This window comes from Pantoea sp. DY-15 (assembly GCF_019795935.1).
GTDB classification, from domain to species: domain Bacteria; phylum Pseudomonadota; class Gammaproteobacteria; order Enterobacterales; family Enterobacteriaceae; genus Pantoea; species Pantoea leporis.
Genome location: NZ_JAIMIF010000001.1, coordinates 664,970 through 687,972, shown reverse-complemented (window position 1 = coordinate 687,972; position 23,003 = coordinate 664,970). Strand labels below are relative to the sequence as shown.

The 23,003-nt window shown below is 58.3% G+C and carries 19 protein-coding genes; 2 read left to right on the top strand and 17 right to left on the bottom strand.

Annotated features, from left to right (window positions below; translation table 11 throughout):
• Nucleotides 1-115: 115 nt before the first annotated feature.
• Nucleotides 116-2,665 carry a glucans biosynthesis glucosyltransferase MdoH gene (gene mdoH, locus K5Y32_RS03310; protein WP_101760869.1) on the bottom strand — a complete coding sequence of 850 codons (2,550 nt, stop codon included), beginning with the start codon at nt 2,663-2,665 and terminating at the stop codon, nt 116-118.
• Nucleotides 2,658-4,193 (bottom strand): glucan biosynthesis protein G, encoded by a 1,536-nt coding sequence (locus K5Y32_RS03305; RefSeq protein ID WP_222182881.1) that lies wholly within the window; start codon nt 4,191-4,193, stop codon nt 2,658-2,660. Before K5Y32_RS03305 ends, mdoH begins: the two co-directional genes overlap by 8 nt.
• A gap of 278 nt (nt 4,194-4,471) precedes the next feature.
• Here K5Y32_RS03305 and mdoC point away from each other — a divergent pair, with 278 nt between their 5' ends.
• Nucleotides 4,472-5,596 (top strand): glucans biosynthesis protein MdoC, encoded by a 1,125-nt coding sequence (gene mdoC / locus K5Y32_RS03300; protein ID WP_222181789.1) that lies wholly within the window; start codon nt 4,472-4,474, stop codon nt 5,594-5,596.
• Between the two features lie 33 nt (nt 5,597-5,629).
• Here mdoC and K5Y32_RS03295 read toward each other — a convergent pair whose 3' ends face one another.
• Complete coding sequence (locus K5Y32_RS03295; protein ID WP_304623895.1) at nt 5,630-7,093, bottom strand: phosphatidylserine/phosphatidylglycerophosphate/cardiolipin synthase family protein; 1,464 nt, start codon at nt 7,091-7,093, stop codon at nt 5,630-5,632.
• Between the two features lie 160 nt (nt 7,094-7,253).
• On the opposite strand from K5Y32_RS03295, the gene K5Y32_RS03290 reads away from it, so the two are divergent.
• Nucleotides 7,254-8,402 carry a beta-glucosidase gene (locus K5Y32_RS03290; RefSeq protein WP_222181788.1) on the top strand — a complete coding sequence of 383 codons (1,149 nt, stop codon included), beginning with the start codon at nt 7,254-7,256 and terminating at the stop codon, nt 8,400-8,402.
• On the opposite strand, the gene K5Y32_RS03285 is transcribed toward K5Y32_RS03290, so the two are convergent.
• From K5Y32_RS03285 to K5Y32_RS03220, 14 genes are all read right to left on the bottom strand, one after another.
• Nucleotides 8,399-8,572: a hypothetical protein gene (locus K5Y32_RS03285; RefSeq protein WP_167391168.1), complete on the bottom strand. Its 174-nt coding sequence runs from the start codon at nt 8,570-8,572 to the stop codon at nt 8,399-8,401. The genes K5Y32_RS03290 and K5Y32_RS03285 overlap by 4 nt on opposite strands.
• A gap of 314 nt (nt 8,573-8,886) precedes the next feature.
• The gene (locus tag K5Y32_RS03280; RefSeq protein WP_222181787.1) at nt 8,887-11,088 is read right to left on the bottom strand and encodes a TonB-dependent siderophore receptor; all 2,202 of its coding nucleotides are present in this window, start codon (nt 11,086-11,088) and stop codon (nt 8,887-8,889) included.
• 558 nt (nt 11,089-11,646) lie between these two features.
• Nucleotides 11,647-12,882 carry a beta-ketoacyl-ACP synthase gene (locus K5Y32_RS03275; RefSeq protein WP_210080538.1) on the bottom strand — a complete coding sequence of 412 codons (1,236 nt, stop codon included), beginning with the start codon at nt 12,880-12,882 and terminating at the stop codon, nt 11,647-11,649.
• Nucleotides 12,879-13,610 (bottom strand): 3-ketoacyl-ACP reductase FabG2, encoded by a 732-nt coding sequence (locus tag K5Y32_RS03270; RefSeq protein ID WP_222181786.1) that lies wholly within the window; start codon nt 13,608-13,610, stop codon nt 12,879-12,881. The genes K5Y32_RS03275 and K5Y32_RS03270 overlap by 4 nt, the downstream gene beginning before the upstream one ends.
• On the bottom strand, nt 13,607-14,080 hold the full coding sequence (locus K5Y32_RS03265; RefSeq protein ID WP_222181785.1) for a hotdog family protein: 474 nt from the start codon (nt 14,078-14,080) through the stop codon (nt 13,607-13,609). The genes K5Y32_RS03270 and K5Y32_RS03265 overlap by 4 nt, the downstream gene beginning before the upstream one ends.
• Entirely contained in the window at nt 14,073-15,230 is a 1,158-nt protein-coding gene (locus tag K5Y32_RS03260; RefSeq protein ID WP_222181784.1) for a beta-ketoacyl-[acyl-carrier-protein] synthase family protein, read from the bottom strand. The genes K5Y32_RS03265 and K5Y32_RS03260 overlap by 8 nt, the downstream gene beginning before the upstream one ends.
• Nucleotides 15,227-15,799 carry a DUF3261 domain-containing protein gene (locus tag K5Y32_RS03255; RefSeq protein WP_222181783.1) on the bottom strand — a complete coding sequence of 191 codons (573 nt, stop codon included), beginning with the start codon at nt 15,797-15,799 and terminating at the stop codon, nt 15,227-15,229. Before K5Y32_RS03255 ends, K5Y32_RS03260 begins: the two co-directional genes overlap by 4 nt.
• Nucleotides 15,796-18,117: an MMPL family transporter gene (locus K5Y32_RS03250; RefSeq protein ID WP_222181782.1), complete on the bottom strand. Its 2,322-nt coding sequence runs from the start codon at nt 18,115-18,117 to the stop codon at nt 15,796-15,798. Before K5Y32_RS03250 ends, K5Y32_RS03255 begins: the two co-directional genes overlap by 4 nt.
• A complete protein-coding gene (locus K5Y32_RS03245) occupies nt 18,083-18,691 on the bottom strand; it encodes an outer membrane lipoprotein carrier protein LolA (protein WP_370445552.1) in 609 nt (202 codons plus the stop codon). Before K5Y32_RS03245 ends, K5Y32_RS03250 begins: the two co-directional genes overlap by 35 nt.
• Nucleotides 18,691-19,107, bottom strand: coding sequence for a thioesterase family protein (locus K5Y32_RS03240; protein ID WP_222181781.1), 417 nt, complete (start codon nt 19,105-19,107; stop codon nt 18,691-18,693). The genes K5Y32_RS03245 and K5Y32_RS03240 overlap by 1 nt, the downstream gene beginning before the upstream one ends.
• Nucleotides 19,100-20,794, bottom strand: coding sequence for a glycosyltransferase family 2 protein (locus K5Y32_RS03235; RefSeq protein WP_222181780.1), 1,695 nt, complete (start codon nt 20,792-20,794; stop codon nt 19,100-19,102). The genes K5Y32_RS03240 and K5Y32_RS03235 overlap by 8 nt, the downstream gene beginning before the upstream one ends.
• The gene (locus K5Y32_RS03230) at nt 20,788-21,135 is read right to left on the bottom strand and encodes a beta-hydroxyacyl-ACP dehydratase (RefSeq protein ID WP_110865895.1); all 348 of its coding nucleotides are present in this window, start codon (nt 21,133-21,135) and stop codon (nt 20,788-20,790) included. Before K5Y32_RS03230 ends, K5Y32_RS03235 begins: the two co-directional genes overlap by 7 nt.
• Nucleotides 21,122-22,450 (bottom strand): AMP-binding protein, encoded by a 1,329-nt coding sequence (locus K5Y32_RS03225; RefSeq protein WP_222181779.1) that lies wholly within the window; start codon nt 22,448-22,450, stop codon nt 21,122-21,124. The genes K5Y32_RS03230 and K5Y32_RS03225 overlap by 14 nt, the downstream gene beginning before the upstream one ends.
• On the bottom strand, nt 22,447-23,001 hold the full coding sequence (locus K5Y32_RS03220; RefSeq protein ID WP_110865893.1) for a hypothetical protein: 555 nt from the start codon (nt 22,999-23,001) through the stop codon (nt 22,447-22,449). Before K5Y32_RS03220 ends, K5Y32_RS03225 begins: the two co-directional genes overlap by 4 nt.
• Nucleotides 23,002-23,003: the final 2 nt, after the last annotated feature.

Below are 23,003 nucleotides of genomic sequence, written 5' to 3'. Positions count from 1 at the left end.
TGGCGTTAGTTTAACCATCTCGCAGGGACGATGACCACTCCTTAACACGTAAAGATTGCGTCATATTTCTGGCGAAAAAAAAGCGGCATTTCTGCCGCTTTCTACTTTCTCATCCTCAGCGCTGTGGCAGCGCCTCTGGATTGAGCTTCAGCTTCTGATAGCTTTCCACCCACTGATGATATTTGTCTGCGCTTTCCCACAGGCGTGAGTGCACACGAGCCAGCACCACCGGATCGCTAATCAGCTGCAAACGCTGCTCGCGATTCAGTTTCTCTGGCGCATCGCTCAGTGCCTGATCGACACGACGGTCACGCGCATGATCCAGTAAATCGCTCTGCTTGTGACGCGATGTTGCCATTGCCGTCGCCAGCGCGTTAAACGCCGGGTTAAACAGTGCATGCATAAAGCCATTTTTCAGCGCGCGTTGACGATTGATCTGCAGATAGTGATCGGTATCAACCAGCTCTTTAGGTGGCTCATACTCTTCCGGAATCAGGAACAGTTTGGCGTTCTTACTCTTCTGCCCTACCGTTGCACGGCTCGACATCACCGACACAAACGGCGACAGGATCAGTGAGACGACGATCGGCGACAGCCACCACAGGAAGTTCAGATCGAGGAAGCCCATACCGCCCGCCCACACCAGACCCAACAGCATCTGTGAACCATGACGACGGAAAGCTTCGCTCCACGGCGTCGCATCATCATCACGCTGCGGCGAGTTCCACACCACTTCCCAGCCAAGGAACGCGCTGACCACAAACACGGTGTGGAACAGCATGCGCACCGGCGCCAGCAGCACTGAGAACAGCATCTCCAGAATCAGCGAGAAGAACAAGCGGATGGCGCCACCATAAGGTTTCGCTCCCTTGAACCAAATCAGCACCACGCTCAACAGTTTCGGCAGGAACAGCAGCACCAGCGTAGTTGAGAACAAGGCTATCGCCAAGTCGGGACGCCACTGCGGCCACACCGGGAACAGCTGGCGTGGTTGCAGGAAGTAGGTCGGTTCCATCAGCGTGTGCACCACCTGCAAGGCAGTAGAAAGCGCGAGGAACATGAACCACAACGGCGCCGAGAGATAAGACATCACGCCCGTCAGGAATACCGCACGGTGAACCGGGTGCATCCCTTTTACCAGGAACAAACGGAAGTTCATCAGGTTACCGTGGCACCAGCGACGGTCACGCTTCAGCTCATCCAGCAGGTTCGGCGGCAGTTCTTCATAGGAGCCTGGCAGATCGTAGGCGATCCACACCCCCCAACCGGCACGACGCATCAGCGCGGCTTCAACGAAGTCATGCGACAGGATCGAACCCGCGAAGGAACCTTCACCCGGCAGCGGTGCCAGCGCACAATGCTCGATAAACGGTTGCACACGAATGATGGCGTTATGGCCCCAATAGTGTGATTCACCCAACTGCCAGAAGTGCAAACCAGCGGTGAACAGCGGACCGTACACACGGGTAGCAAACTGCTGGCAACGCGCATACAGCGTATCCATGCCTGACGCTTTCGGCGAAGACTGGATAATACCGGCGTTCGGGTTAGCATCCATCATGCGCACTAAACCGGTAAGACACTCACCGCTCATTACGCTGTCGGCGTCCAGCACCACCATGTAGCTGTAGTTGCTGCCCCAGCGACGGCAGAAGTCATCGATGTTGCCGCTTTTACGCTTCACACGACGACGACGACGACGATAGAAAATCTTGCCGGCGCCACCGACATCACGCACCAGCTCCATCCAGGCTTTCTGCTCGGCGATGGCAATATCGGCATCATAGCTGTCGCTCAGAATGTAGACGTCGAAGTGTTCGGCATTGCCAGTACGTTTGACCGATTCCCAGGTCGCACGCAGGCCAGCAAACACGCGTTCTACATCTTCATTACAGATCGGCATGATCAGCGCAGTACGGTGTTCCGGATTCAGCGGCTCATCGCCGGTAGTCGAATACGAAATGCTGTATTTATCGCGACCGATCAGCAGCTGCAGGAAGCCCATTAGCGCAGTCCAGAAACCGGCAGAAACCCAGCAGAACAGAATGGCGAACAGGAACAGAATCCCGGTCTGCAGGATGTACGGCAGGATCAGCTCAACCGACTGCAGCCAGTTCTGGTTGAACATTTCGATCGGATCAATCAGCGTCCAGCCCTGATACGGCAGAATGGTTTTCATGTACCAGGTTGCCACCACGGTCTGCAGAATCGTCAGAATCAGCAGTACGTAACGACGCATGGAGCCAACGTGGCGCCACTTGTCCTCGTTTTTCTGCTCTTCAACGGTGGCATAGCGTGGAGTGGATTTCTGGCCGCGCAGGGAATCCCAGGCGCGCGCAATTGGGTTGGTGCGCCAGATCTCCGGGAACATCAGCGAACGCTTCACTTTCGGCATCGCCTTCAGTGTGGTGCGATCGAGATAATCCTTGCTGAGCTGCTGACCATCCGCCAGTGAGTCCGGCCAGGCCATTTGCACACGGGATGACACCGATTTCAGCGGTGCATCATCCGGGCGCTCGCTGGCGGCGTTATCTTGCCCCAGCGACGTATGAATAGCGTGGAACGCCTGCGCATTCTGCAGCGAATCGCTGAGACGGGCGCGCCCTGCCGCATCAAGCGGCAGAGCCTCCACGTAAGATTGAGGTAGAAATATCGATTTATTCATTGGCAGGTAGCTGATAGCTCCAGGTTTCCGTCAATGTCTTGTCGCCGCTCACCAGCGCCGCACGCATCTCAGTCGGCTGCTTGTTATCTTTCACTCGCAGACGCAACACCAGACGCCAGCCTTTGGTCACCGGGTTGTAGCGCACACTCTGCTCAACCACGTCAGCGTTGTTACCCACGCTCACCTGCGGCGCCACTTGCGTATCTTCCGGCAGCTTGCTCATCGCTTTGCCAACGAAATCCACGGTGAAGGCGATAGAACCATCCGGCTGACGCACCAGATTCGACTGTTTCACATCACCGGCAGAGCGCAGCGTGTCTTTTACCCAGGCGATGTCGTCTGAGTGCAGCTGATTCTCGTCACGGGTGAAGTGCAGACGATACTGGAAGTTCATCTCTTTGCCCGGCTCTGGCAGTTTTTCCGGCGTCCAGAACGCAACGATGTTGTCGTTGGTTTCATCGGCAGTTGGAATCTCTACCAGTTCAACGCGGCCTTTACCCCAATCACCCTGCGGCTCAACCCAACCACTTGGGCGCAGGTCGTAGCGATCGTCGAGATCCTGGAAACGGCTGAAATCACGCGTGCGCTGCAGCAGACCAAAACCTTTCGGGTTCTCAACGGTAAAAGTGCTAACCGCCAGATGTTTCGGGTTATTCAGCGGACGCCAAATCCACTCACCGTTACCGGCATGAATCGAAAGACCATTCGAATCGTGCAGCTCTGAACGGAAGTTGGTCACCGGCGAAGGCTGGTTAGCACCAAACAGGAACATACTGGTCAGCGGCGCAACGCCCAGTTTGCCGACGTTATCACGCAGATAAACTTTGGATTGCACATCAACCGTCGATTCTTTGCCCGGTTTGATGATGAAACGATAGGCACCGGACGCGCGTGGCGAATCCAGCAGCGCATAGATCACCAGCTGTTTGTCCTGCGGTTTTGGACGCTCAATCCAGAACTCTTTAAAGCGCGGGAACTCTTCGCCCGACGGCAAGGCGGTATCAATCGCCAGTCCACGTGCCGAAAGACCGTACACCTGGCCTTCGCCAATCACACGGAAATAGCTGGCGCCGAGGAAGCTGGTGATCTCGTCGTCTTTGCCATTTTTATTTAAAGGATACAACACCTTAAACCCAGCAAAGCCGAGGTTTTTGACTGCATCAGCATCGTGTTTTACGTTGCCGAAATTGAAGTAGTCAGGGTTATATTTAATTTCACGTACTGAAGACGCCGTCACTTCGTTGATTTTCACCGGCGTATCGAAATACATGCCCTGATGATAGAACTCAAGCTTAAATGGCGTGCGCAGTTTGCCCCAATAAGCTTTGTCGTGGTTAAACTGGATCTGCTGATAGTCAGCAAACTTCATTTCACGAAACTGAGAGGGTAAATTGCTTTTTGGCGCTTCGAAACTTTTCCCTGCCAACGCCTTGGCTTGTTTTGCAACATCATCAATGTTAAACGCCCAACTATTGTTGGCATACATAGCCAGCAGAACTGCCGCGCCTACCCAGCGCATCTTTACCAGTCCCACTTTATTATTCACATTATTCAGCACATCCCCCCCTTTCGTGTGCTTAGATCAAACCCGATTATCTTAAAGGATTATTCGGTTTTCCGACAGCGTATGTAATAGATTGTTCCGCTGATTTGTAAGCTGAAAATGTGCTTTTAGGATAATTAAACCCCGCAAAATCACATACAGATTCACCTGATAGTATACCCTGTTTACAGCCGGTAGAATTTTCCTTCGGCATAATCCGGTTTCAGGGCGAAACCGGCAAGTAAACTGACTATTGGAAGATTATGAGTTCAGCTAAACCCGAACGTGAATATTTCCTCGATTCGATTCGCGCGTATTTAATGTTATTGGGCGTACCTTTTCACGTCTCTCTGATTTACTCCACGCAGAAATGGGCCGTGAACAGTCATGACGCCTCAATGTGGTTGACGGTGCTGAACGACTTTATTCACGCCTTCCGCATGCAGGTTTTCTTTGTTATCTCAGGCTATTTTTCCTACATGCTCTACTTACGCTACCAGCCGCAGCACTGGTTGAAAGTGCGTCTGGAGCGTGTCGGCATCCCGATGTTGACTGCCGTGCCGCTGATTACCTTGCCGCAGTTTTTCATCACCAAAAATCTCACCGATAAAATCGGCGACTGGAACAGTTTCTCGCTGTACGACAAGTACAACACGCTGGCGTGGGAGCTGATATCTCATCTGTGGTTTTTATTGGTACTGGTGATTCTGACGACGTTCGGTATGGTGGCGTTTCGCTGGCTGAATAAGCAGCAGCGCAGCATCGATTATCAGCAAATTGGCTGGGGTAAATTGACGCTGGCGCTACTGACTTATGCCATAATTTGGTGTGCGTTCCGCCGCGTGCTGTTTTATTTCGTTCCGGCCGTGTTTGCCGATGGCCTGTTCAGCATTGCCGTGATGCAAACGCTGATGTTCCTGCCGTTCTTTATGCTGGGTGCGTTGAGCTGGAAGCATCAGGCGCTGAAAGCGTTGTTTGTGCGCTTTAATCCGGTGATGTGCTTTGGCGCTATCGCAGTATTCATCGCCTATAGCCTGAATCAGCGTTACAGCAGCGGTGAAGGTTGGCTGTACGAGATCGATATGATTATTTCGACACTGATGGGTTTGTGCATGCTAAACGTCTGTTTTAGCTTCGGCCATAAGCTGCTGAACAGCCATTCGCCGCGCATCATGTATCTGGTGAATGCCTCGCTGTTTATCTATCTGGTACACCATCCGCTGACCATTTTGTACGGCATCTACATCACGCCGCACATCGGCAATAACACGCTCGGCTTCTTCGTCGGCTTACTGATGGTATTTGGCGTGGCGTTTACGCTGTATGAAATCCATCTGCGCATTCCGCTGCTGCGCTTCCTGTTCTCCGGTAAGCCGCAACGCAAATGAAAAAAAAGGGCCCGCTACGCTGGCCCTTTTTATCTAAAGCAACCACTCAACCGGCAAGCGCCACACCAGCCGCACCAGCAAGCGCTGCAGCAGCGTGCATTGCGGTTCGTGTTTGTGCACCACTTCGCCCTGCTCGTTAGCAAACTCGACCCAATTGACGCGTCCCCACTTATCCAGACGCAGCGTCCAGGCGCGATCGCGCATCCCGGCAATAAAGCGCTGATGCGTTTGCTGCGCCAGGGTTTCACTCTCAATCACCAACCCCATTTCGGTGTTCAGCATGGCGGAACGCGGATCGAAATTGAACGAGCCGATAAATACTTTGCGATTGTCCACGGTGAAGGTTTTGGCATGCAAACTGGAGCCTGAATTACCGGTGATACCGCGATCGTGTGGCGCGGTATGCGGATTGTCCTGCGGCTTCAGTTCATACAGCGCGATGCCGTGGCGCAGAAGTTTTTTGCGCCAGCGCGCATAACCGGCGTGCACCACCGTGACGTCATTGGCCGCCAGCGAATTGGTAAGGATGGCAATCTTCACCCCGCGCCGCTTCAACGCCAGCAGCTGCGCCACGCCAGATCGCGTCGGGACAAAATAGGCCGAGATAATATCGAACTGCTGCTGCGGCGTGCCGATGACCTCCAGCATGCGCTGCGGCAGCAAACTGCGGCGTTTTGCTTTGCCGAGCCCTTTACGCGGATCATCACTCAGCAGGCGCGATTCCGCCCACGTCATCTCCAACTCGCCCTGCTCCATCTGGCTGATAAACGACGAGTGCTCCAACCGTGCCAGATAGCGCTCCACCGCTTCACTCTGCTGCCACTCTTGTGGCAAGCGCACTGCCTGATGCGCATCGCCGCTCACATCAACCACTTTGCGCAGCGGCGATACCGCTTTACTGCGCCAGTAGCGTTCGAAATCCTGCGTCACTTCGTCGACCACCGGACCAATCGCCAGGACATCGAGATCGGTAAACAGTGGTTCATCGCCGGTGCCAAAATATTCGTCGCCGATATTGCGCCCGCCCACCAGCGTCGCCGCGCCATCCACTGTCAGACTCTTATTGTGCATACGTCGATTGAGGCGGGAAAAATCGGTGAGATAACCGAGCGCGCGCAGCGTGCGGAACGAGAACGGATTAAACAGGCGCACCGCGATATTAGCGTGGCGATCGAGTTCCGCCAGCGTCTCATCCAAACCCGGCGTGTTATTGTCATCCAGCAGCAATCGCACTTTCACCCCGCGCTCGGCGGCGTCCAGCAGCGCGCTGAACAGCAAGCGGCCGGACATGTCGTTGTGCCAAATGTAGTACTGCACATCAATGGTGTGCTGCGCCATGCTCATCAACTGATAGCGCGCAGCAAAAGCGTCCAATCCATCGTTAAGCGGATGGATGCCGCTCATGCCCGGATGTCGCGCGCAACGCGCCTCAACACTCGGTTTCAGCCGGTTGCCCGAATGTTCCTCAGGCGGCAAAGAGGTTGCTGCTTCACTCATAGTGAATCCCTGAAAGCTGTGGACCTATTATTGTTGGTATCAATGCGCTAAGAAGCAATCGGAGGCTTCCTTTTCTGCCCGATGGCGCACCGTCAATTTAGTCTAGACTTAGCCAGGCGTTCTGCATTCTGCATCCGGCGTTCACCGTGAGGAGAGGATTATGACTCAGCAATCCCTGCGCCATCACCCTCAGCTGTTCCGCAGTTTCTTTCAGGGCAGTTTTCCCTGTTCAACCGCCCGTCGCGCAGGCGGACGTCGGCTCGATATGGTGATCAGTAGCGGCCACGACATGCTGCTGGAGAAAGATTATGCCGCACTGGCGCAGGAAGGTTTGCACACCGCGCGCGATGGCGCTCGCTGGCATCTGATTGAAGCCGTGCCCAATGAATATGACTGGCGCACCTTTCTGCCGATGGTGCACGCCGCGGCGCGTCACGATATGCAGATTATCTGGGAGCTGGCGCACTTTGGCTATCCCGATCACTTAGATATCTGGAAAGCCAGCTTTGTCGATCACTTTGAACGCTTCGCCCGCGCAATGGCACAACTGATGCGCGATGAAGGTATCGAAAAGCCCTTTTTCACGCCGATCAATCAGATCTCATTCTGGTCGTGGGCCGGCGCGGACGTTTCCTGGCTCGATCCCTACGCCAGCGATCGTGGTCGCGAGCTGAAGCGCCAGCTGGTACGCGCCTCGCTGGCGGCGATGCACGCCATTCGCGAGGTTTATCCCGATGCCCGCTTTGTGCTGACCGATCCGCTGGTGCAGGTGGCGACGCATCCCGATAATCCTGACAGCAAACCCTACGCCGACGCGCAGCATCAGGCGCAGTTTGAAGCCTGGGATTGGATTGGCGGACGCGATGCACCGGAACTGGGTGGCCGCGCGGATTTCCTCGATATTCTGGGGCTCAATTACTATCCCGACAATCACTGGTTTTTCTCAGGCGAAACCATTCCGTTCGACCATCCGACGCGGCTACCGCTGCACCGTTTGTTAATGCAGTGCTGGCAACGTTATCAGCGCCCGATGATTCTGGCCGAAACCGGTGCCGAAGGTGATGCGCGTGCGCCCTGGCTACGGCAGATCAGTGAAGAAGCGCGTCTGGCGCTGGATCACGGCGTGGCGCTGGAAGGAATTTCGCTCTATCCGGTGGTGGAGTATCCGGCGTGGGCCGACGATCGGCGTTCACCGGGTGCGCTGTTTGGCCTCGGCGATCCCAATGGCAATCGCACCCTGCATGAGGCGCTGGCGCTGGAGTTGCGCAGTCAACAGATTAAGTGGCAGAACTGGCAGACAAAAAGCTAAGACTGTTGCGTAGTGGCGGGTTTTTGCGGGCAGGTTTGCACATCGAGTGAAGGATCCGCGGGGTGGCGCACGTCGGTGAGCCAGGTCATGGTGAAGAGAAACACCACGCCAATTAAACAGGCGGAGAGCAGGCCAATTATGGCGATCAGTTTGTCATCGCTGGATTCCATCGACATCTCCTTACAGGCTTCCTTTTCCCGGTGCTGACCTTAACTCATCCACAGCGTAATCATCAGGACGAAGATTATAAGCGTAACCGAAGTGACTGCAAGCACCACAATGGCGAAGAGCGCGTCGTCGAGCGGCTGCCGATAAGGTTCGTCGTGGTCGTCTGGTGGTGCAGGTGAACTCATGATGACTCAAAAATAAAGGCGAGTTTTCGCGCAGGATTGCCGCACAGAGTGTAATGCAATGCGCCCTAAGTTACAGGAAAATTTCTGGCGGAGAAATAATGGGGCGCAGGCGCGCCCCATTGGAGAGCAGATTAGAAATCGTAGCTGAGTGAAACCTTCACCGTGCGTGGTTCACCCTGCGACAAATAGGTGCCGCTGTCATCAACATTGGCCCAATATTTCTCATTGGTGACGTTATCCACGCCCACGCGCCACACCATATCGTTCTGGTTAACCTTCATGCGGTAACGCAGTCCCAAATCCAGCGTGGTGTAATCATCCAGCTTCATGTTGTTTGCCAGGTCGGCATATTGTGAACCGGTGTAGTTCAGCAATGCTGTGGCGGTCAAACCGTCCACCGGCTTGATGTCATACTCCGCACCCAGCGCCGCAGTGAAGCGCGGTACGCCGATGGCGTTTTTGCCATCCTGATCGCTGTCACCGGTTTTGGTCATATCCGGATCGATCCAGGTGGCGCTGCTGTTAAGACGCAGGCCCAGCACCGGCTCACCGAATACGTTCAACTCCACGCCACGGTTGCGCTGCTCGCCATTCAGCTGGTAGACCGAATTGTTCAGCACGCCAACCGGCTGTTTGATTTCAAACAGCGCCAGCGATCCGCCGACGCGACCAAAGTCCGCTTTGACACCCACTTCGTTTTGCTTAGCATGTACGATGCCGGTCACGCTACCGTAGTTGGTGGCGGTAAACGGCGCGGCGGTGCCCGGCGTCAGCGATTCAGTATGGTTGGCATACAGCGAGATATTTTGCGTGGCTTTATACAGCAAACCGTACGCCGGCAACCAACGGCTGCTGTCGAAACGTGTCGCGGTATCTTCAACGCCGTCATAACCGTAGTTACGCACCACCACTTTTTGATGACGCGCGCCGACGGTTGCCAGCAAGGTGTCATCAAAGAAGCCCAGCGTATCGCTCAGCAGGTAGCCTTGCGAACGTGAACGGTAAGTGGTCAGCGGATCGCTGAACTTAGCGCCACCGGCGAACACGCTATCCGGTTCAGCCACATCCTGCGGGTGATAAATATTTACGTTGGCATCGTTGCCCGACGACATGCGATAGCTGTTTTTCGCATTCGTGGTCATCGCCGAATAACCGAAATTCACTTTATGCGTCACCGGACCGGTGGTGAAATCACCACGCAGGCCAACCATGCCGCTCATGTTGTCCTGCACGCGATTGGTGCGGAAGCGACCAATGGTGGCGTTGCCGGCGCTGTCGAGGATCTTCGGAATGCCGTAGTTGCCCACTTCATGTGTGTGCTGCGCGCCGAGGCCCGCATAGGCGGTCCACTGATTGGTCAGATCGTATTCGGCTTTCGCCAGACCAAACTCCGACTCGATATCGCTGAACACCCACTTCTGGCTGTAGTTTTTCGCGTTGGACGGCACATCAGGAATGAAATCGATGCCGCTGATGTTGACGCCGTTACGCGCATCGTGGAAGGTCTTTTTCTGGTAGCCAACGTCGAGCGACGTACGCAGACGATCGCCACGATAATCCAGGCCGAGTGACGCAGCGGTGGTGCGTTTTTTCTCGCCATCTACCTCGGTGCCGCCTTCGCGGTTAACCGCATTCAGACGCACGCCAAACTGATTATCGTCGCCAAAACGACGACCAATATCGGCGGTGCCGCCCACCTGGGAACCGGACGTGTAATCCACCCCGATGCGCGTCAGCGGCGTATCATCAGCGTGCTTCGGCTCGAGGTTAATCATGCCGCCGACGCCGCTCTCCGCCGAACCGTTCAGCAAGGCGTTAGCCCCTTTAAAGATCTCCACGCGATCAATCAGCGAGGCATCCATCACCTGACGCGGCACGATACCCGCCAGGCCGCCGTAGGTCATGGCATCGCCGTCCAGCTTGAAGCCACGAATGCGATAGCTCTCGGCAAAGTTGCCGTAGCCTTTCAGATTCTGCACGCCAGCATCGTTGCGCACCACGTCACCGATGGTTTGCGCCTGCTGATCCTGAATCATTTTCGAGGTAAAACCAATGACGTTAAACGGCACGTCCATGGCGTTTTGCTCACCCAGCATGCCAAGGCGGCCGCCGTGTGCAACCTGGCCATCGAGGAAAGCCGGTACCAGATCGTTGCCGCCTGGTTTGAAATCGGTTTGCGGTGTCGCGGTCACGGTCAGCGTCTGCTGCTCGTTTTTCGCGTCAGTGGAGGTTGTGGTGTTGGTGGTAGCAGCCATCACTGGCAAACAACCGGCGCTGACCATTACGGCCAACAGCGTCGGTTTCAGTCCGGGATTGAAAGGCATAGCGCGCATGGGATCCCCTAATGCAAACGAATTGATAATCATTATTATTGCGGTTTGCGATTATGCGCAGTCGTTGCCCGAAAGCAAGAAAAATCCCACTTTTTGCGTTCATATCATGGAGGAGTGGTGCAATAGGTACCCTGCCCGGTCTTGTAGGGTCACCATTCATGGCGACCAATGCTTATCACTGAAGAAAGGGTTTTGCTTTGACTAGGTAGCGGGCTCTGACACATCTGCTGCGTCACGGGCCGTCCTCGCGCCGCTAGCGCGGTGCCTCTGGCAACTGTGCCCTTTTCAACAACATGTACCGAAGCTTACGAGCAGGCCGGGTGCGCTTTTGGTCAGGCAATCCGCAGCGCTGAACGAAGCGAGGAAGCCAGGAGAGCCCGCAGGACGCGGGCGAAAGGCGGAGCCGGGACAAGGAAGTCCCGTCTCCGCCGGTCCGTCAGGCAAACGAGCTAAGTGAAGGTACCGCGTAAGCGGCGCGAGGACCGCCGGACCAAAAGCGCATCCGGCATGCGTTCGTCGCGGACTTAACTAACAAGCGCCATTCATGGCGACCTGCTATCAGCCTTCGCGCCAGCGTTTAAACACCAGCGAAGTGTTAATCCCGCCAAAGGCAAAGTTATTGGATTGGATGTAATCTGTCTCAATCTGGCGCGCTTCACCGATGATGTAATCAAGTTCACCGCATTCAGCGGCCGGTTGCGACAAATTCAACGTCGGCGCAAACCAGCCTTCACGCATCATCTCAATGCTCATCCAGGCTTCCAGCGCCCCGCACGCGCCCAGCGTATGGCCAAAGTAGCTTTTCAGCGAAGAGATTGGCGTGCTGTTGCCATAGATCGCTGCGGTGGCCTGACTCTCGGCGATATCGCCGCGATCGGTGGCGGTGCCGTGGGCATTGATATAGCCAATCTGCTCCGCCGTGACGCCGGCGGTTTTCAGCGCGCGCTCGATACAAATCTGCATGGTTTCACGCTGCGGCTGGGTGATATGCGCGGCATCGCAGTTGGTATGGAAACCCACCAGCTCGGCATAAATGGTGGCTCCGCGCGCCTGCGCATGTTCCAGCGATTCGAGGATCAAGGTGCCTGCACCTTCGCCAATCACTAAACCGTCGCGCTGCTGGTCGAACGGCGCGGGCGACGTGTGCGGCGCGTCGTTGCGCTGGCTGGTGGCGAACAGCGTGTCAAACACCGCCGCTTCAGACGGGCACAACTCTTCCGCGCCACCCGCCACCATCACGGTTTGATAACCGTGACGAATCGCTTCCCACGCATAACCGATCGCCTGGCTGCCCGACGTACAGGCGCTGGACGTCGGGATCACCCGGCCGCGCAGGCCAAAGAACAGGCCCGCATTGACGGCGGTGGTGTGCGGCATCATCTGCACGTAAGTGGTGCCGGTGATGTTGTTGGTGTGCTTTTCCGTCAGCATGGTGGCGAATTCACTCACCGGTCCGGTGCTGCCGGTTGAGGAGCCATAAGCAATGCCGGTTTCACCGCTGGTTAGCACCGGATGATCGATCAAACCGGCCTGCTCTAACGCGAGTTCGGTGGCGCGCGTCGCCATCAGTGAGACGCGCCCCATCGAACGAATGCGTTTGCGCGTGTAATGCGCTGGCGGCGTAAAGTTGTCCACTGGCGCGCCGAGCAGCGTGTGCAAGCCGTCGTACACCTGCCATTCCGGCATATGGCGCACCGCATTTTTGCCCTGTTTGATCCGCTCAGCCACCGCGCTCCAGCGCTCACCAAAAGCGGTCACGCCGCCCATGCCGGTTACCACTACGCGCTGAATCACAGCATACCTCCATTGATTGAAATCACCTGACGCGTGACGTAGCCCGCGATGTCCGACATTAAGTAGCTGGCCAGTCCGGCGACTTCATCCGCCGCGCCCATGCGCTTCATTGGGATCAGCTTCATTGCCTCGTCAATCACCAGCGGCTCAAGATCGGTCATGCCGGTATCAATCAAGCCAGGTGCGATGCAGTTCACGGTAATTTTGCGTTTCGCCAGCTCAATCGCCAGCGCTTTGGTGGCACCGATAATGCCGGCTTTGGCCGCGCTGTAGTTGACCTGGCCACGATTGCCCATGATCCCCGAGACCGAGGAGAGCGTAATAATGCGTCCGCCCTTGCGCAGGCCAATCATCGGCATCACGCACGGATGAATCACGTTGTAGAAGCTGTCGAGATTGGTGTGGATCACGCTGTCCCACTCATCATCGGTCAGCGCCGGAAACGCCGCATCGCGCGTGATGCCCGCATTGCTCACCACGCCGTAATAGGCGCCATGCGCGGCGATATCCTGTTCCAGTGCGCTGCGTGTGGCATCGCGCTGCGCCACGTCATACTGCAAGGTGCGCCCACATCCGCCCGCCGCCTCAATCTCAGCCAGCGTCTGCGCGGCACCGGCGCTGTCGCGGTGATAATGCACCACTATCTCAAAGCCATCCTGCGCCAGACGCAGTGCGATGGCGCGGCCAATACCTTTACTTGCGCCGGTCACTAAAACGCTGCGTGTCATGGCTGAACTCCCTGTTGCAATTGAATTAACTCGTGTTCATTGGGCTGATAGGTATTCAGCCGCCCGCTGGCGATGATCGCCTCGCCGCAGCGGATCTCCCCTTCGAAGCTGCCCAATCGGTCGTCACGCATCAGCAGGCGCATCTCAACGCGCAGCGTGCTGTTGGCGGCGAAAGCGGCGCGGCTGGCACGATAACCGCGTCCGCCAAGCAGCATGCCGGGACGAATCTCACTGTCGCCGCGCTGACGCGCATGAAAGCCCGACCAGACGCCAACGGTCTGCGCCATGATTTCCACACCGTACCACGCCGGTAAATCGCCCTGTGCGGTGAGAAAAGGGGCCAGCACGCCTGTCGCGTTGATACTGACTTCGCAGATCACGCTGTCGTCGCTAACCTGGATGACGCGATCCAGCAGCAGCATCGGTGCACGATGCGGCAGATAAGCATCTACCGGCAGAAAATCACTCATGAGGCTTTCCTACAATCAGGCAGGTATTGTTCCCGCCAAAAGCAAACGAATTTGAGGCAATCACCGGGCGCGCCAAAGGCTGCGGCGTGGTGATCAAACCGCACGCCGGCAGCGAAGTATCGTGTGCCGCCAGCGAGAAATCCTGCGGCGGCAGCGGCAGCTGCTGCTGCAGAATCAGTGCGGCTAAAGCCGCTTCGGTCGCGCCCGCCGCGCCCAGCGTGTGGCCGGTCAGGTGTTTGGTTGAGCTGCACGGCACGCGTTCGCCAAACAGGCGATGAATCACCGCAGATTCCACCTGATCGTTCAGCGGCGTGGCGGTACCGTGCAGGTTGATGTAACCGACATCCTGCGGCTGTAAACCCGCCTGTTGCAGCGCCATCAGCATAGCGCGCTCAGCGCCGACGCCTTCAGGATGCGGTGCCGACATGTGCCACGCGTCCGACGATTCACCGCAGCCGAGCAGCGCCAGCGGCTGCTTTTCGCGCGTCAGCAGCAGCAGCGCGGCAGCTTCACCAATCGAAATGCCGTCGCGATCGGCGCTAAACGGCGCGCAGTGACGTTCAGAAAGCGAATCCAGGCTGGCGAAGCCGTTAATCGGCATGCGACTCAGCGAATCCGCGCCGCCCACCAGCGCCACGTCCGCTAAACCAGCATCAATCAAACGTTGGCCGCTAATTATGGCGCGCGCACTGGATGAGCAGGCAGTCGAAATGGTGTAAGCCGGACCGTCCAGCGCTAAAAAATGCGCCAGGAAGCGTGATGGATCGCCAAGCTCCTGCATGCGGTAATCGTAGCCCGACAAGGCGTCATCCACCTGACGATCGCCTTCATCAACGCCGGAGGTGCTGGTGCCAAGCACAATCGCCACGCGATCGCGCCCATATTGCGCGATCGCCGCATCCACTACCGGGCGTATCTGCGCCAGCGCGGCCAGCAGCAGCTGATTGTTGCGGGTGTTATGCGCCGCCAGCGCGGCAGGAATCAGCGGCAACGCGCCCTGCACTTCACCCAGCCAGCAGCGTTTGCCGTCTTGCAGCCAGCCGTCGCGCGGTTGCATGCCGGGCGCGTGGCCCGCTTGCAACTGCGCGGCAATTTGCGCCAGGTTGTTGCCCAGCGCATTCACCATGCCAAAGGCGGAGATGTAAATCATGATGAGGCATCCAGATGTTGGATTTGAATCTGATAGCCAAAAGCGCGTTGATCGATGCTGATCGGCTCACGCAACTCGCCACGCTGCAGATAACGAATCAGTGTCACTACTTTGCCAGACGCATCGCGCAGCTCGCGGCGATCGTCGATGTCGGTCAGCGTCCAGCCGCGCGGCAGCTGCGGCTGCCATGCGCTGATTGGCCAGTGGCTCAGCATCACATCCGCCAACACCTGGCTGGCGGGCGGCATTTCCGGCAGCGCCATCATCTGCTGCGTGTGAATGCCGTTCTTATCATAGGTGACGCGGAACAGGCGAATGCCAAGCGATGACAAACCGGCGAGGCTCAGCTGCTGTGAATCCGCGCTCAGCAGCACCAGCAGCGACTGGGTTTTGCCTTTGGCGTGGCCGGTCAGCAACTGCTGCTGCTGAAACGCCGGCGAGATGCCCGGCGCCGGCAGCATGACGCGCACGCCCGGCTTCAACCAGGCGGTTGGCCGATTGAGGTCCCTCTGATGCTGCGCGCAGCCGCTTACCAGCAGGCTCAACAGCAGCAAAATGCCCATTTTCATCGTCGCTTCCTTTTTCCCGGGGCCAGCGCCAGCGGCGCCAGCAAGAATGCACAAAAAATCCCGCTGCACAGCACGGTGCCAAAACCGCTGATGGCGGCGGTGCTGCTGAACACCAGCATGCCGAGCGTTAACAGCGTGGTCATCATCGCCAGCGTCACCGCCAGCATGGAGGTTAACGGCGTGCCGCGCGGATTGCTGAAGAACAGCGTGTAGTTGATGCCGATGCCCAGCACCAGAATCAGCGCCAGTAAGGCAAACAGATTGAGGCTCGCGCCGATCCAGCCCAGCGTCGCCAGCGCCGCCGCCAGCGACAGCCACGACGGCAGCGCGCTGCGCATCCCGGCTTTCACGCCCAACCGTAGCATGTAGCTGCCGGTAATCAGCAATAATGCCAGCGCCAGCAATCCGCTCAGCAGCGTGCGCCAGAAGCGGAACAGTTCATCATAGCTGGCCTTGCGATCAACCCAACTGACACCCGCCTGCTGGGATGCCAGCTGCTGCAACGCGGCGCTGTTCTTAACGCCGCCGATCGGCACCAGCACGCTGCTGCGTCCGTCCGGCAGCGACAGCCACAGCAGCCGCCAGCCTTCACTCAGCGGGCTCGCCAGCCAGTCGGCGGCGGTCACCGGCATGGCGCTGAGATTAGCATCCGCTACAGTAATGCCCGCCTGCTTCAATCGATCCAGAATGGTTGGTGCAGCCTGCTGTAGGAGCGCTACATCCTGCTGCTGCTGCGCCAGCGAACTGAGCGGCAGCACGCGATAACTTTTGAACCAGCCTTGCTGCTGCGCCTGCTGCAGCTTCGGTGTTAGCGCGCTCAGCCGTTGCAGTGCTTGCTGTTCATCATCGCCCCACACCACAAACCAGGTTTGATCGGCCTGCTGACCGGTGAGCTGCGCCAGCTGACGATCCTGCGCTAACAGTTGCGCCGGCGCACTTTGCAGATGGGCAATATCATCATCGACCTTGAGTTGCAGCATGCCGCTTAGCGCATAGATCGCCACCAGCGCCGGTAAGCCGCGCTTCAGCCCGTTATTGCGTCGCCACGCGGCCAGCCAGCGCGCCAGCCATACCATCGCCGGAATCGGCCGCACCGGTAAACCGCGTACCAGCCACGGATAAAAACAGATCACCGTCAGGCAGGATGCGCTTAATCCGCTGGCGGCAAATACCGCCAGCTGGCGCAAGCCGGGGAACGGTGCCAGCAGCATCAACAGCCAGGCAATCGCCGTGGTGCCGAGCGCCAGCAGCAGCGTGCCGCGCACCTTATGCAAACTTTGCCACGGCGTGGCTTGCTCGCCGTGCACCATGCGTTCCGTCAGATAGTAGAGCGTATAATCGGCCGAAATACCGACAATGCTGAGGCTCATCACTAAGGTGGTGAGATGCAGCTCACCAAAACAGAGCAACGTCAGCACCGTGCCCGCCATCGCACCTATCGCCACCGACAATGCACAGAGCGCCAGCGGCCGTAATGAACGGAACACCAGCCACACCAGCAGCAGCAATCCCGCTAACGTTGCGCTGCCGAGGGTTTCGACATCATGCTGCGCGCGCTGACTGGCATCGTCGCTAAACAGCACCGTGCCACGCGTCAGCAGTTGCGCATCCGGCCAGCGGGTTTTCAGCTGTTGCTCCAGCTGATTAAGCGCGGTCACCAGCTGATGGCTCTCTTTGATACTGAAAGCATTGCTCGCCAGCTCGCCGTGCAGGAAATACCAGCGGCGCTGCTGCGCATCCTTGACCGTCAGCCAGCCGTTATGCAGCAGCATTTTATTGGCGTTCTGCTGCATCGCCAGCTGTGCGCCGCGCACCAGAAGCAGCGGATCGTGGCCGATCTCTTTGCTGCCGACGCCCGCGAAAGCCGAGAACAGCTGCGCCAGAATCCAGTCGGCCTGCGCGTCACCGCCGTTCTGCAAGCGCGCGCGCGTGGCCGGATCGATCAAGCCGTTGCGATGTTGAAACGCATAGGCGCCCCAGCGCTGCATCTGATCGTCATCCAGCGCGCCGCTTACCTGTGTCAGCATCGGCAAGGCTTGCAGCTGCGCTTGCCACCAGGCCGCAACCGCATCGCCGTGGTGATCGTTGGCACTTACCAGCCACACCAGCTGACGATCGAGGCGCTGCATAAAGCCGTGCTGGATCTCCGCTGGTGCCTGGCCGAGGTTTTGCTGCGGCAATAACGCCAGCACGCTGCTGTTCAGCTGGCTGCGCGGCAGCAAAACCGCCAGCGCCAGCGCTAACGTCAGGCACACCGCCAGCCACAGCAGCGCAACGGTTTTTTCACTGCGCTGGGGCAAAACGGGCTCGCTCTTCATCGGTTAACTGTTTCGGTTCGGTGCGGGTAGCGCTAAGGGTGATCTCGGTTTTATCGCCCTGCTTATCATCCAGCGTGATGCGATTAAGAAACGCCTCGCCTTGCAGATCGATACGGTTAAAGATCTTATTCAGCGGCGCGGCTTTCGGCGTCAAACCAAGTTGCCAGCGGTTGTTGCCCAGATCGTGGAAATCGAGCGCAAAATTCTCACGCAGCACCTTTTCATCTGCCTGGAACAGCGCGCGCAACAGATGGTTGAACTGGAACATCTGCGGATTGCTGTCGGCGGTGATCACCTGCGGCGGCTGGCCGCTCATGCTCTGCACCATGCGCTTGTCATCAAGGATCAACATCAGCGGGAACGGCGTGGCTTGCTGCCACCACAAACCCTGCTGCTGGGCGATCAATAGCTGACCGCGTGACACCAGCGGCTGCGCCATGCCAGCAATGGTGCGCACCTGAACAAAATTGGCGCGGATCACCGGTTGGCTGGCGAAGCGCTGTTGCAACTGCTCGAGCGTAACCGCGCTGGCGTTGGCGCAGATCACCAGCAGCAGCAGACAAAGGGTTCTGATCACGGTTTCACTCCCAGGCGTTCAAACAGAATATCGGGCGAGACAAAACACATCTCTTGGGTCGCTGCATTGACCGCCACCTGCAGCGTGTGTGCTTTGGTGGTCACCTGACCCGCCGCGTTGCGGATCACATAATCAATGCGTAAACGGTTTTCGTATTCGCTGATACTGGCGATGACGCGCACCACCTCTTCGCAGCGCAGCGGCTGGCGGTATTTCACATGGGTATCGACCACCGGCCAGACGTAGCCGCTGGCGGCCATTTCGCCGTAGCTGTAATTGACGCTGCGCAGCAAGGCTTCGCGCGCCACTTCAAAAAAGCGGAAATAGTTGCCGTGCCATACCACGCCCATCGGGTCGCAGTCGTGAAACGACACGGTTATGTCCACCTCAGCGCGGTAGTTGCTTTCACTCATCGCGGCTTTTCTCCTCGGGCAACGTCCAGAAATCGTAAAAGTTAAACCAATCCAGCGGCGCCATCAGCGCGTGCTGTTGTAACCGTTCGGCGTAGCGATCGACGGTGGCCTGTAACGCCTGCTGGCGCTGGGCGCGCGGCAGCGAGAGCGGATCGGCAAAGGCTTCGCAGTGCACCCGCAATCGCCCCTGTTCGCGCAGGGCAAACATCAGCAGCACCGGACAGCGCAACGCCGCCGCCAGCACAAAAGGTCCCTGGGGAAACGGTGCAGGATGGCCCATAAATTCACTCCACACCACGCGACGCTCGCCGCCGCGCTGGCGATGCACGGCGGTACGATCGCCAACAATCGCCACCCATTCACCGGCATCGAGTTTTTGCTGCAGCAGAATGGCGGTGTCCGGACCGATATCGGTGACCGGCAGCAGATTGACGCCCGCCTGCGGTGCAATGCTCTCCAGCACCTCGCGGAAGCGTTGCGCATTGTCAGTAAACACCAGCGCATTAATCACCAATCCGCTGACCTGTTTGGCCATCGCGCGGCAGGCTTCGATATCACCGAGATGCGAGGCCAGAATCAGATGGCCTTTGCCCTCGGCGGCGCGAATGGTGGCTTCCGCACCCGGCGCGAAATCAATGTCGCGTCCCCATTGCAGATCGCCGCGCCAGCTAGCGACTTTATCCAGCATGCTGTAGCCGAAACGCAAAAAGTGACGATAGCTGCTGAGCGGCGCAGGCAGCGCGATGTTCTGCCGCTGCGCCATCGCCCGCACTCGCGTCAGCCACTGCTGCGAGGCGGCGCGCGCGGTGCGTCCGGTTAGCCAGTAAACCGCCACCACCGGCCACAGCAGCAAGATAAAAGGCAAGCGTCCGGCGCGGCGATAGAGCCACAGCATAAAGCGCAAACCGCTCTGCCCGCGTCGTTCCGGCTTTGCAGACCAGTGTTGCGCATCACTACGCTGACGCAGCAACTGCGGGATGCGTGGCAACATGCCGAAGAACAGCCGCGTGTGCATCCATGAGATGCGCAGGTTGTCCCGCAGCGCATCAAAGTGCGATACGCCGCTGGCCGGATAGGTCACGCGCGTGGTGATAAAACGGCTCGGCGTGCCCTGCCAATAGAGGCGCACCATGATTTCGGTGTCGAAATCCATGCGCTGACCAATTGGATGGCGATCGCACAACGCCAGCGATGGCGCGAGCGGATAGACGCGGAAGCCGCACATGCTGTCTTTCAGCGAGAACGACAGCGTTTCCACCCACACCCAGAAATGGGTGATGTAGCGGCCATAGAGGCGCGATTTGGGAATCGAGGCGTCGTAAAGCGGCTGACCGGAGATCAGACAGTGCGGATAACGCTGCGCTTCGGCCAGCATACGCGGCGTGTCTTCCACCTGATGCTGGCCATCGGCATCGAGTTGCAGCGCGTGGCTGTAACCCGCCGCCGCCGCCGCGCGCATCCCGGCAATCACCGCCGCGCCTTTGCCCTGATTGTGGGGTAGCGTCAGTACCCGCAACTGCGGTGCCTCCAGCGCCGCAATCTGCTGTTTGGTGGTGGCATCGCTGCCGTCATCCACCAGAATCACCGGCAAGTTGAACGGTGCCAGCCGCGCCAGCACCGACGCCAGCATCGCGCCGTGGTTATAGCAGGGAATCAGCACACAAGGCGTGAAGTGAGAACTCAACACAGGCGGATCTTCCCGCTGCTGGCCACCGTCGCCACGTCGCCGTTGATCAGGCTGTAGCTGAAACTGAGCAGCGATTTTTCTGCCTGCCACTGCAGCTGTAAGGCCAGCTCGGCATCCGGCGGCACCGGCTGCTGGAACTTGATATTGTCAATCGCAGCGAAAGATTTACCGATGGCTAAACGCGTCAGGCCGTAATGCAGCGCCCAGTCGAGCTGCGCCACGCCGGGCAGGATTGGCAGCGTCGGGAAATGGCCGCGAAACCAAAACAGATCGGCAACAACGTGCAGGCGCAATGTCAGTGCATCGCCCTGCTGTTCGGCATGCAGTTCAACCGGCAGCATCAAATAACTCCTCAATTTGTGGCCAGGCGCGTTTACTTTGTGCGGTGACAGGAATCGATGTCACCACGCGCCAATAGCGCGGAATCGCCACCGGCTCCAGCCAGGGTTGCAGCGCGCGTTTCCACTCAATTTTTAGCTGATGCAGCGTCGCCGCATCCAGCATCTCAGGCAGCGCCAGTACCACGCCAATCGCATGACGACCGTGACGCTGAATCGCCAGCGCGGCGGCATCATCCACGCCGGGCAACGCCAGCAGGCGGCGTTCAATTTCACTCAGCGAGACGCGCTTGTCTTCAATCTTCACCACGCGATCCTGACGCCCTGCCAGCTGAAACTGGCCGGACGGCTGCTGCACAATACGATCGTCGAGCGCGCAACCGGCATCGGTTTCCAGCAAAGCGGAAAACACCCGCCAGCGTCCGGCGTCCTGCTCACGCAGGGTAATCTGCGGGAAACAGTGCCACAGCGCGTTCTCCTCGCGTGCGCAGCGCCAGCCAATCACGCCGGTTTCGGTGCTGCCATAGATTTCATCAACCGTGCAGCTCAGCGCCTTTTGCGCATGCTGCGCCGCCGTCCACGGCAACGCGCCACCGGCGGACACGATCAGCTCGCAGCGCGGCCCGGCCAACGCAGGATCGAGACGCCGCAGAAACGCCGGACTGCTGATAAACGCGTAGCGACGATCGGGTGATTGATCGGCCAGCTGTTCACTGTAGAAAATTTGCTGCGCGGCAAAGGGTAAACCCAACGCCATCGGTAGCACGATGCGAAAACTCAGGCCATACAGATGTTGATGGCTGACGGAGGCAATCACATGGCAATCACGTAAGCGTGGGCCCCACAAGCTGGAGAGCCAGCGGGCTTCAAGATCCAGCGCGCGCAGCGATTTCACTACGCGACGCGGCGTGCCGGTCGAACCAGAGGTGAACAACACCAGCGTGGCGTCGGCGGCGATTGGCGGTAACGCGCCGCTCGCCAGTGCGTCGTCCCAGCGCAGCTGCGGCAGCGCGAATGCCAGCGGCATATCGCTGATCACGCCATCCAGGCTGTCGGCCATCTCTTCCAGCTGGGCCGCGCGACAGTGTCCGGGGATCACCGGCGTTTTACCGGCGTGCCACAGCGCCAGCAGCGCGGCGGTAAACGCATAGCTGTTATCAAAGCACAGCGCCCAATATTGGCCGGGCTGGTTTTGCAGCCGATCGGCCAGCGCCCGTACCTGCTGACGCAAGGTGTGCAGCGTATGTTGCTGTTGGCCGTGCCAGGCCACAATGCGATCCGGCGCGCTGAGCCAGTCGCGGAGGCTATGTAGGTTCATGCCTGTTTCCTTATGCGCTGACGCAGCAGCCATTCGCCGCCCATCAGCGTGCCCATCAGCAGATAGCTGATGCACCCATTCCAGAGTGTCCAAAGCGTGACATCATTGAGCAGGCAGGTGAGCAACGCCACGCTGCCGTTGAAGATGAAAAAGCCGCACCACACTTGCGTCACGCGGCGGGTATAACGCACCGCGCGCGGTGGCAGATCCGGTTCACGCAGCCGTGCCAGCCGCTCTACCAGCGGCATGGGGCTCCACAGCGACGCGCCAAACAGCAGCAGCATCGATGCATTGACCACCAGCGGATACCACAGCAGCAGATGTTGCGATCGCAGCAGCAGGCTGGCGAGGCATAACGCGCTGCCCACCAGCGCCAGCAGTAGCATCACGCGCGCCATCGGCCCGGCGGCGCGGCGCAGCGTCCAGACGCGCAGCACAAACAGCAGCGCCAGCAGGCCCGTCACGCCGCGCCACTGTGGCTGGGTGAGGGTTAACCACACCAGAAACGGCCACGCCAGCAGCGCCGCTCCGTTTAGCAGCCGCAGCAGCATGC